The sequence below is a fragment of the Bradyrhizobium sp. Cp5.3 genome, from assembly GCF_000426265.1.
In the GTDB taxonomy this organism is placed as follows: Bacteria; Pseudomonadota; Alphaproteobacteria; order Rhizobiales; family Xanthobacteraceae; genus Bradyrhizobium; species Bradyrhizobium neotropicale.
In genome coordinates this window covers 1-9,344 of the sequence record NZ_AUFA01000024.1, presented here as the reverse complement: position 1 = coordinate 9,344, position 9,344 = coordinate 1, and the positions used below count along the sequence as shown (strand labels likewise).

General features: G+C 61.9%; 9 protein-coding genes and 2 pseudogenes. 6 read left to right on the top strand and 5 right to left on the bottom strand.

The genetic code is table 11. The annotated features are described in order from the left end of the window. The first annotated feature begins 1,129 nt into the window (after positions 1-1,129). The 4 genes from K289_RS0126955 to K289_RS0126945 all read left to right on the top strand — a co-directional run bounded on the left by K289_RS0126955 (position 1,130) and on the right by K289_RS0126945 (position 3,255). Positions 1,130-1,432, top strand: coding sequence for a hypothetical protein (locus tag K289_RS0126955; protein ID WP_156918199.1), 303 nt, complete (start codon positions 1,130-1,132; stop codon positions 1,430-1,432). A gap of 90 nt (positions 1,433-1,522) precedes the next feature. Then, entirely contained in the window at positions 1,523-2,758 is a 1,236-nt protein-coding gene (clpX, locus tag K289_RS45215) for an ATP-dependent Clp protease ATP-binding subunit ClpX (protein ID WP_245284010.1), read from the top strand. Between the two features lie 102 nt (positions 2,759-2,860). Then, complete coding sequence (locus K289_RS52440; RefSeq protein ID WP_084788724.1) at positions 2,861-3,049, top strand: hypothetical protein; 189 nt, start codon at positions 2,861-2,863, stop codon at positions 3,047-3,049. After that, positions 3,046-3,255: a hypothetical protein gene (locus K289_RS0126945; protein WP_027554375.1), complete on the top strand. Its 210-nt coding sequence runs from the start codon at positions 3,046-3,048 to the stop codon at positions 3,253-3,255. Before K289_RS52440 ends, K289_RS0126945 begins: the two co-directional genes overlap by 4 nt. Before the next feature lie 294 nt (positions 3,256-3,549). Here K289_RS0126945 and K289_RS0126940 read toward each other — a convergent pair whose 3' ends face one another. The 5 genes from K289_RS0126940 to K289_RS50695 form a co-directional block, all read right to left on the bottom strand. After that, a complete protein-coding gene (locus K289_RS0126940; RefSeq protein WP_027554374.1) occupies positions 3,550-4,467 on the bottom strand; it encodes an NADP-dependent oxidoreductase in 918 nt (305 codons plus the stop codon). 179 nt (positions 4,468-4,646) lie between these two features. Then, positions 4,647-5,924, bottom strand: a complete 1,278-nt coding sequence (locus K289_RS45210) for an MFS transporter (protein WP_051310851.1) — start codon at positions 5,922-5,924, stop codon at positions 4,647-4,649. Positions 5,925-6,223: 299 nt separating this feature from the next. After that, a complete protein-coding gene (locus K289_RS48970) occupies positions 6,224-6,472 on the bottom strand; it encodes a nuclear transport factor 2 family protein (protein WP_051310849.1) in 249 nt (82 codons plus the stop codon). A 385-nt stretch (positions 6,473-6,857) separates the two neighbouring features. Then, on the bottom strand, positions 6,858-7,235 hold the full coding sequence (locus tag K289_RS0126920) for a cytochrome c family protein (protein WP_027554373.1): 378 nt from the start codon (positions 7,233-7,235) through the stop codon (positions 6,858-6,860). Between the two features lie 25 nt (positions 7,236-7,260). Beyond that, positions 7,261-7,416 (bottom strand): hypothetical protein, encoded by a 156-nt coding sequence (locus K289_RS50695; RefSeq protein WP_156918198.1) that lies wholly within the window; start codon positions 7,414-7,416, stop codon positions 7,261-7,263. A gap of 892 nt (positions 7,417-8,308) precedes the next feature. Between K289_RS50695 and K289_RS53120 the strand changes: the two are divergent. Next, positions 8,309-8,770: pseudogene (locus tag K289_RS53120) on the top strand (L-histidine N(alpha)-methyltransferase). Positions 8,771-9,124: 354 nt separating this feature from the next. Then, positions 9,125-9,344: pseudogene (locus K289_RS48965) on the top strand (IS256 family transposase); the annotation flags it as partial.

Genomic DNA, 9,344 nt, shown 5'->3' with positions numbered 1-9,344 from the left:
GCGAAATTCGCTGGTGAGGCTATGATTTCAATAACCGCTTGTAATACAGAAGCCCGGACGATTGGAGCGTGAAGACCTCTTCGTGGCGGCCGAGAGTTCCGCTTCAAGCAAATCCTCATGGAACGAGCACCGCACTCTCGCCGCACGACCCCAAGCGTGCCTCAGCCGTTCCGATAACGGTCGGCTATCAACTCCATGGCGAGAGATGATTTTCCTTCAACCGGCTTGAACTCAATCTGCAACTCATCGTCGCCACGCTCGCGTGTACGGCCCGAAGTCGGCGTTCCGTTGAGCGATCGCAGGCCAGGAGGCCCGACATGCAGATCAGAGAGACAATCGACTACCCCTCCACAGCCTCAACCGAGAGCCCGGCCGGAGGATGTTATCATGCTCGTGGACAGCGCCGGGGTCGCCCTCGGAGTGCAGCACGAGTTCAGCGCGAAAGTGCGAGCCTAATTGCGAAGCCAATCCGGCATGGCTTGTAATCGAGGCTTGCGCCGGACGAAAGCAGTCGCGGGATCGCAGCGGGCGAACTCCAATTAGGACTCGTCTGAGCCTTCGTATCATCGTCCCGCTCCCTTTGGATACCCGAGCTCAACCCGCGCCCAATTGAGCCGTTGGTGACAATCCCCTTAGTCTTAGTGCATCCGAAATGCACACAGGCCAAGAGGAGAAAGCAATGCCTTACCGCTTGGAAAGTCACGGGTCTGACAAGGCCATGCGATGCGCAATCTGTGAGGGCAAGTTTGGTCTGGTCCGGCATTATTCGTGGCGAACGCCGCTTTGCTCCAGGAGGTGCGTCGATCGCTTCAAGGCGCGTCGCCAAAGTGTCCACAGTTGGATGGGCTGGTTCCAAATCGCTTTCGACCAGTCGCCCGAAAATCGCGCGAGGGCATCATGACGCTTCAGTTCTCACAGCGAGGCAAGGAATATTTGAAGACCGCGCAGACTTTGCGTCGCACGGCCAAAACCATGACGGACCAAGCGATTGCGGCTCAGCTTAAGGCTCTTGCCGACGACTACGAGCGGCGAGCCGAGAAGCCGTACCCTGAACAACCCACGTGCAATAGAGGATAGACCGGCGGAAATGTAAGTCTCCTCGCAACAACCCGCATTCTGGAGTCCGCTCATGAGGAGAATCACTATTCTCATCGCTTCTGCTCTGATCAATGCATCTACAATTCCCGGGCTCGCGGCGGAGTCCACGTTAAAGGATGTTAACGCCGCTCGCGTGGTCTCGGCGACTGTACACAGCGAACCCGGCAATGCCGCCGACAACGAGAAGACTTGTCGCGCCTTCGCCGCCTCATTTTATGAGTCCGCGATGCGGCAGGCCGCTGCGGGCCGCGTCGACGGCGCGCGGGTGCTAACTGCGCTCGATTCCGTGATCAACGCTTTCAAAGGCCTGTTGGCGACGAAATGCGGCGGCTGACCCTCACTATTCTCTGACAATGACAATGGTCGAGGTCCGCAGATGATCGTCTTCCCGCTTATGACCGCCTGGATGTGGTTTGAGGCCGCCATGGCAGTTCAGTCACTCTCCAACAATGCACTCCGCAAGCTGTTCGCGGGGCCGACTGTCTTCGTCCGCGGCGAATGCGTCGAACTTTGCATGGACATCATCCGCGAGGAGAAGAAGTCCTCGCTGGTCAAGTCGCGCGACGGCATTCCGACGCCGAAGGAAATCTGCAAGGTGCTGGACGATTACGTGATCGGCCAGAGCCATGCGAAGAAGGTGCTGTCGGTCGCGGTGCACAATCACTACAAGCGCCTCAACCACCAGACCAAGCACAACGACGTCGAGCTTGCGAAGTCGAACATCCTGCTGATCGGTCCGACCGGCTCGGGCAAGACGCTGCTCGCGCGGACGCTCGCCCGTATCCTGGACGTGCCGTTCACGATGGCGGATGCGACGACGCTGACCGAAGCCGGCTATGTCGGCGAGGACGTCGAGAACATCATCCTGAAGCTGCTCCAGGCCGCTGACTACAACGTCGAGCGCGCCCAGCGCGGCATCGTCTACATCGACGAAATCGACAAGATCAGCCGCAAGTCCGACAACCCCTCGATCACGCGCGACGTGTCGGGTGAGGGCGTGCAGCAGGCGCTGCTCAAGATCATGGAAGGCACGGTGGCTTCGGTCCCGCCGCAGGGCGGCCGCAAGCATCCGCAGCAGGAGTTCCTGCAGGTGGATACCACCAACATCCTGTTCATCTGCGGCGGCGCGTTCGCCGGCCTGGAAAAGATCACCTCGGCGCGCGGCCGGTCGACCTCGATCGGCTTCGGCGCCCAGGTGCTCGCGCCGGAAGATCGCCGCACCGGCGAGATCTTCCGTCACGTCGAGCCCGAAGACCTCCTGAAGTACGGCCTCATCCCCGAGTTCGTCGGCCGTCTGCCCATCGTGGCGACGCTGGAGGACCTCGACGAGACCTCGCTGAAGAAGATCCTCACCGAGCCGAAGAACGCGCTGGTGAAACAGTACCAGCGGCTGTTCGAGATGGAGAACATCGAGCTGACCTTCACCGACGAGGCGCTTGGCGCGGTCGCCCGCAAGGCGATCGAGCGCAAGACCGGCGCGCGTGGGTTGCGCTCGATCCTCGAGGCGATCCTGCTCGAGACCATGTTCGATCTTCCCGAACTCGAAGGCGTCGAAGAAGTCGTGATCTCCCGCGAAGTGTTCGGGGGGACGGCGGGTCCGCTCTACATCTACGCTGAAAGCTCCGATCGCGCGATGGAAAGCAGCGCCACGGCGTACTAACTCGACCGAACTAAACGACCGCCGCCTTACAACATCCGACCCCGGCGTCAACGGACCTGCACGACCAGATGGAATGATTATTGTAAATAAAAGGAGTGAAATATGGGCGAGGTTATTCGATTTGTCCCAGAGTCCGAGCGGGAGCGCGCTCGCCTTATTCGAGAAGCCCGAGCGATCTACGACAGCGTCTTTCCGCCGTCTGATCCCGTCCGCGCGCAGCGGGGCAATGTATCCGCAAGCCATATGCGTGTCGACGCGGACGACCATCGCGGCGAGGGAGGCCTATCATGATCGCGATCATCGCCGTGCTCTGCAGTTTGTCTTCTCCAGCAAATTGCCACGAGCAGACCGTCACCACCTCGGACTTCGCTGACGTCTCGATGCTGTCCTGCCTAATGGGCGCACCGCAGCTCGCCGACTGGATGAATCAGCATCCGACCGAGCGCCTTGCGGCATGGCGCTGCGTGTTCGGTAAAAAGGATGGCAGGGGAGCTTAGGGGCCCGAGGTCGATTTGCTCCTGAAACAGACTCTGCACGCGATCTGCAAGGAGCAAACTTGCCTTGATCCGGGTAGGCCTTGAGGAAATCCGCCAGGATCGAGACGGTTATGCGCGCGCTGATCCTTCGCCGAGTCGGCCTGATCGAGGAAGGCGCACCGAGCACGACCGTGAGGATAAGCTCGGAGACGGTCGGATGGATGGGCACAGCCCCGCGCGGCGCGCAGACGGGCCCACGGGGAAGGCGCCGACAATCCATGCGGGAGAGGAGAACCGCTCGCCTTCGCTGTTTCCTCACGGACGAACTCGGATGATCGTCTTCCCGCTGATTCGCTTGGTCGGATTGAAAGCGGCGACGGCATCGTCGAGGGGCGCGATGTTGCCGATGTTTGTACGCAGTCGTCCGTCCCGCACCCGCCGGGCGATCTCACTCAATTGGGCGCGATCGGACACGAGAACAAAGTCGATCGCCAAGCCGTCGGCCGGCCGCGCCTCGGTCGGCCCGGCGATTTTTACCAGCGTTCCTCCGGCTCGAATCAGGCCTGCGGACCGCTTCCCGATGTCGCCGCCAATGACATCGAAAACCAGATGGACTCCGCCGACGTCTTCGAGAACGTCGTTCTCGAGGTCGACGAACTCCTGCGCGCCAAAGTCGAGCGCCTTCTGACGGTCGGCAGCGCGTCCGGTGCCGATGACGTAGGCGCCGGCCTCTCGCGCGAGCTGCGTTACCATCGAACCGACTGCGCCGGCCGCGCCGTGCACGAGGACACTCTGCCCCGCCTGAAGGCGGCCGTGCACGAACAGTCCCTGCCAGGCGGTCAGGCCCGGCATCGCCACGGCCGCACCCGCCGTGAAGTCGACGTCGCCCGGAAGCGGCGCGAGGTTGCGTGCCTCCACGGCCACATACTCCGCCAGGGTGCCGCCGCGATACGAGTCCGAGAGACCGAACACCCGCTGTCCTACCAACAGCCCGGTCGTGCCGTAGCCGAGACCGGTGACCACACCCGCCAGCTCCTGGCCAGGAATCGTCGGCGTCCGGTCACGGTCGAGGCGATCGGTCCAGGTCGAGGGCCACGTCAGCTCACCCGAGGTGAATCCCGACGCATGAACCTGAACGACGACGTCGTTTATCGCTGCCTCCGGCTCGGGCCACTCCACCAGCTTCATCCCGGCCGTTCCCGCAGCCTGGTCCGTCACAACGATCGCCTTCATGATAGTTTTCTCCTCCGTCATTTGTCTCTTTGCTGGATATGTTCCGGCGATAATCTGCGCTTCTGCGAGGCAGCACTACTGGCGCTCGGCGCCGGCGCGCCCGAATTGCTGGCCGATTACGGCCCATCCCGCTACGCCGCCTTCCTTGTCCACCCGGACGGCAAAGACAGCGACGATTCTCATGACACTGTTCCCTGCATTGGTGAACCGGTAGCGTTCGAGCTGTCGCAGCTGCAGTTCTCCGTCGTGTCGGTATGCGGATTGCGTGCACCGAAGACAGTGAACAGGGTGGCGACGACGGCAAGTCCGCTGTATCCGAGCGCGATCTGCGGTAGCGAGAACGCGTTGGAAAGTTGGCCGGAGATGAGGCTGGGGAGGGCGGCGCCGCTGTAGCAGAGAAGGTAGATCGTGCTGAAGATCGGTGCCCGTTCGGCCAGGGTGCTGCCGTGCAGCAGGCCGCGGGTGGTGGCGCTGATGGCGATGCCTTGGCCGGCGCCGGCGACGATGGTTGCGATGATGAACAACCCCAGTGTGCCGGCGGCGATCGCTGTGCTGATGCCGATCATTCCGGCAAGGAAAGTGATCATCCCGACGCGTTGGGCTACCGCGGATGTGAACCGGCCGCCGATGGGAGCGCCGAAGACGCTGAGGGTCATATAGGTGGCGAACACCAGTCCGAGGATCAGCGGGCTGCGGGTGTGGAGTTGATCTTCGACAAGCGCGGGCACGAACGCTTGGTAGAAGCCCCCGCTCGCCCAGGTGGCCAGGAACACTGCCGCCGCGACAGGGAGCAAATGTCTGACCCGGACCGGTACGCTGACCCTGGGTAACAGCGATCGCCAAGCGCCCGGAGTCGGAGTTGCTGTTTCCGGGCTGATGACGATGAGTGCAGCAGACAGTAATTGGAAGCCGATGCAAGCCAGGTAGATGAGGTCGCGTGGCCAGGGGCCGAACTGGACCAAGGCGCCGGAGGCGATGGCGCCGACAGTGAGGCCGAGCATTGGTCCTTGGCTGGAGGCGACGGACGCCAACCATTTCGGTCTGCTGGGTGCGGCATCGACGATGTAGGAGGTCAGGCTGCTGCTGGCCAACCCGGTACCGACGCCCACGAGGAGCCGACCGGCCAGCAGGGTGTCGATGTCGTGCACATTCAGCAATAGCAGACAGCCCACCAGGAGCAGGCTGAGGCTAGTGATCGCAGTGAGCCGCCGGCCCAGATGATTGGACAGTCGTCCCAGCACCAACAGCGCGGCGATGGTGCCGACGGCGTAGGCGACGATGGCCATCGAGATGCCGGCGTTAGTGAACCCGTCCTCCGCCCGGTAGATGTTGTAAAGGGGGATCGGAGCGGCCGCCGCGGCAAACGAGACCACCAGGGAGACTAGCGCAGATAAGAATGCCAGGCGAAGCGTTCCGCCCCGGTGAGCCTGGTTGATCACTGGTGCCACGTTTTGCATCGAGCCGTGTATCCGTCGTCTCCCGGAGAATTCGGACGCACAGGTCCAAAATCTCCGACTAGGTAGTTTCACCAAAGGGCGGTGATCGTCGACGCCAGGCTGAAGAGTGACTCCATCGCTGAGAGCTGCCGTGGCGTACATATGTCAGGCGGGCCGTCGCACTGCCGTCCCTTGATTGTTGTCGATCAGATACCGCCATCGTCCATCTGCGCCGCGGCGCACGACGTCGCTCGCCGAGCCTCCAAGGTGCACGTGCTTGCCGTCGGGACCTGTGCCATCAATTGACCAGCTCAGCACGACTAGGCGATATCGCCAGTAACGAACACATGGCGCGCCTTGGCCTTCAGCGGTAGACCGAGCCTGAGATCGCGCTTGAGTCGGGCGGCGATCTCGGTGTGATCGGTGATGGTTCGCCCGTCATTCGCGATGAACACGGCCTCTGGGTCGCACAAGGCCATCATCGCGCCGACCTTGCCGGAGTGAAATCGCTCGAGTAGCGACGCGACAATGCCTTCGGGTTCAGTAGGGAGTGGATAGGAGTCGGACATCAGGGGTCTCCTGTTCGTGTTGGCTGAAACGGTTGCCCTGGGCGTTATTCGATGAAATCTGCGACAGTGATCGTCATTGGTCGCAGCGCGGGACGAAAGTTTCCAATGGCTGGTACTTATAATTTCCATAGCGGCGGGGAATTGTGCTGCGACAGTCCTCACTTCCATTCATAAATCAAGGCAAGTTGCGCAGGCCGCGAGGTCGTCACGCCGTGCGGTGAGCGGCAACAACGATTGTCTATCGATTCGATGGCAAGTGGTGATTTCCGTCGGCGGGGGGCGACCGCCACGGTGTGAGCCCGCACCCGTCCCGAGCCGGTAGGCATATCGATGGCTTTAACGTCCGAATGGATGGTGTCTTGCTGACGATCCGCTCAACGGGCCGCTACTTCAACGTAGCAAGATAGGCAACGAGGTCGGCCCGGTCCGTCGGGTTCTTCAGCCCAGCGTAGGGCATAATGTTTCCGGGAACCACCTTCTGTGGCGATTCCAGATACGCATCGAGGCTCTTCGCATTCCAGACAATATCGGACGTCTTCATCGCGCTACTGTAGCTGAACCCGGGAATCGTACCCGCCTTCCTGCCGGTTATTCCTCCCAGGCCGGGCCCGACGCGATCGGTCTGATCCGTAGCGTGGCACGTTGCGCAAGCTTTGAAGATGTTTTTTCCGTGCTCAGCGTCCTGCGCGTAGCCTGGATTCGCGGTCGCTCCTGCAAATATGAGCGCCGCGATAATCGCGCCGATCTTTCCTGCGCTTTTCATTGGGAACATCCTTTTTGGATCGGGATCAGAGGTGGCGCGGCCGCGCAGCGTAATTGTTGAGATCGTCGCCGAGTGGAAGCGCGAGTGCCCCCAGCGGGCCTGTCGGGTTGTAGCCCGCATTGAAGGGATAGATGGATGCACCGGCGACAGACAGGTTCAGCGATAATACTCGCGGAAGCATCCACGGATTCGGAGGGGGCAGGTTCGGATGCTTCCGCGAGAGCCGCGGTTGTCGCGGCGGTTCCTATCAGGACACCCGGAGCCAGCGAAGCAGCGCCCGTGGCGGCGGCGCCGGGAAAGCCTCGACGGTTCGAATGGAAGGTTTTGTCGCTTTGGTCATTGGTCATCGGAGTTGCAGTCCACTTTTTGATCGCGGCGTAATCGCGTGTTCATCCATGTGCGAGGCGTCCCCCTCTGTGCGGCAGAAGCGTAGATGGCCTCATGCGGAGCTCAGTCTGCCTGACGCGGGCTCGCGCTCGGGCCGGCCGGAGCCGCTCCGCAGATCTACGCGAACGTCGTCACTGTGGCGGCGAGCAGGGAGACGGCGACAGCCGGTCCGACAGTCCTCGGTAATCTCATCGGGGCTCCTTTGCTGCCCGCACGCGTCACGGCGGCTCGGCGCAACAGTTTCAATTCTTGTCGAGGCGGCCGCGCGTGTTCGGCGGGCCCGGCAGACCCAAAGATCGGATACAGCGGACGAAATTAGAAATTCCCTTTGAACATACATTCGATAAGCGTGAGGTATCGTCGTCCAAAAGCGCTTTGCGCGCGTGCGTCCGGCCTGTCCGCGATCAGCCGTCGAAGAGTGTGCCGTACTCGGGGTGTCGGGCGGTGTAGGAGGAATGAAAGAGCACCTCGTGCTGTGTGTCTGGACGACCGGCGACGGATTGTGGATTCGCGGTGCGATCCGCGGATTTACGTTCCCGCCGCGGCGGCGTGCGCCCGCAGCAATTCGGTTTGGGCCATTGAAGGAAACATGCGTCGATGCACGATCCGATCGCAAGGCTGCCCCATAACGACCACAACCTCTTTCGCTCCGACGTCGTCGAGGGACTGTCCCGCCTTCAAAGACGATCCCGTGCCGCTGGCTGTATGACGAACGAGGTTCCGACCTGTTCGAGGAGATCACGCGGCTCGAAAATTAATATCCGACGCGCGCGGAGAAAGCGATCCTGCGGGCGCGCCAATCCGAGCTGCGACAGTTCGCCGGTCCGGGGCCTATCCTGATCGAGTACGGCGCGGGTGCGGGAGTGAAAACCGAACTCGTGCTGGACGCGCTTGCAGAGCCGCAGGGCTATGTCCCTATCGACGTCGCGCACGAGTACCTGCTTCAAACGGCGCATCGGATGGAACGCCGCTTTCGGTCTCTGTGGGTGCGGCCTGTCGAACGCGACTTCCTGAGCACATTCGACATGCCCACGGGGATGCCTGCGGGCCGGCGGCGCACGGCGGGCCCGGGAGGTTCGGTTACAAGATTACCCGAAGTGATGGTCCCGAAGAGGCGCAATTCTGTTCCGAGTGAGCTGGAACGATGAACGCAGAAGTTAACAAACGTCCGCACCGATCGCCAATGGGTACACGATCTAGTTCATGTGGATCGAAGGCGTCGACACGTAATCGTTGCCGCATTGGAGTGGGAGCAACCCCGGCTGCGCCGACAGTTCGCCCTTACGTCGTGATCGGTCCGTTACGCGAACCCGGCTCTGCGATTGAGGCTCGGGCCTCCTGCTGACGCGCGTCGGCATGCGATCGCGTGAATTCATGAAGTTTCGGCGGTCGCCGAGACTCTCGGGGATGTCCCGGGTTCTGTTGAATTTCTGAAGAGGTCGGCGTTGCCCACCTTGAGCCGGTAGGCTCGGGGTGCTGATTCCACAAAGGAGAGCAACGCCATGACGAGAGATATCACACCGGCTGGTTCGCCGGCGACTGGGGCTGTGGACGAAGCGTTTGCAGAAGTGCGGGCGAGCTTTGATCGGTTCTGCCTTGCGGCGGGGATCGAGGCGCTCGGCACGATGATGGAGGCGGATGTCACGGCGGCCTGCGGGCCGCGCCACGGTCGCGATGCGGCGCGGCGGGCGCACCGTTGGGGCCGAACGCGGGGACGGATCG

Coding starts and splice junctions, on each gene's coding strand:
- clpX (WP_245284010.1), top strand. CDS start 1,523: ATGGCAGTTCAGTCACTCTCCAACAATGCACTCCGCAAGCTGTTCGCG.
- K289_RS48970 (WP_051310849.1), bottom strand. CDS start 6,472: ATGTCCGACTCCTATCCACTCCCTACTGAACCCGAAGGCATTGTCGCG.
- K289_RS52440 (WP_084788724.1), top strand. CDS start 2,861: ATGGGCGAGGTTATTCGATTTGTCCCAGAGTCCGAGCGGGAGCGCGCT.
- K289_RS45210 (WP_051310851.1), bottom strand. CDS start 5,924: ATGCAAAACGTGGCACCAGTGATCAACCAGGCTCACCGGGGCGGAACG.
- K289_RS50695 (WP_156918198.1), bottom strand. CDS start 7,416: ATGCTTCCGCGAGTATTATCGCTGAACCTGTCTGTCGCCGGTGCATCC.
- K289_RS0126940 (WP_027554374.1), bottom strand. CDS start 4,467: ATGAAGGCGATCGTTGTGACGGACCAGGCTGCGGGAACGGCCGGGATG.
- K289_RS0126955 (WP_156918199.1), top strand. CDS start 1,130: ATGAGGAGAATCACTATTCTCATCGCTTCTGCTCTGATCAATGCATCT.
- K289_RS0126920 (WP_027554373.1), bottom strand. CDS start 7,235: ATGAAAAGCGCAGGAAAGATCGGCGCGATTATCGCGGCGCTCATATTT.
- K289_RS0126945 (WP_027554375.1), top strand. CDS start 3,046: ATGATCGCGATCATCGCCGTGCTCTGCAGTTTGTCTTCTCCAGCAAAT.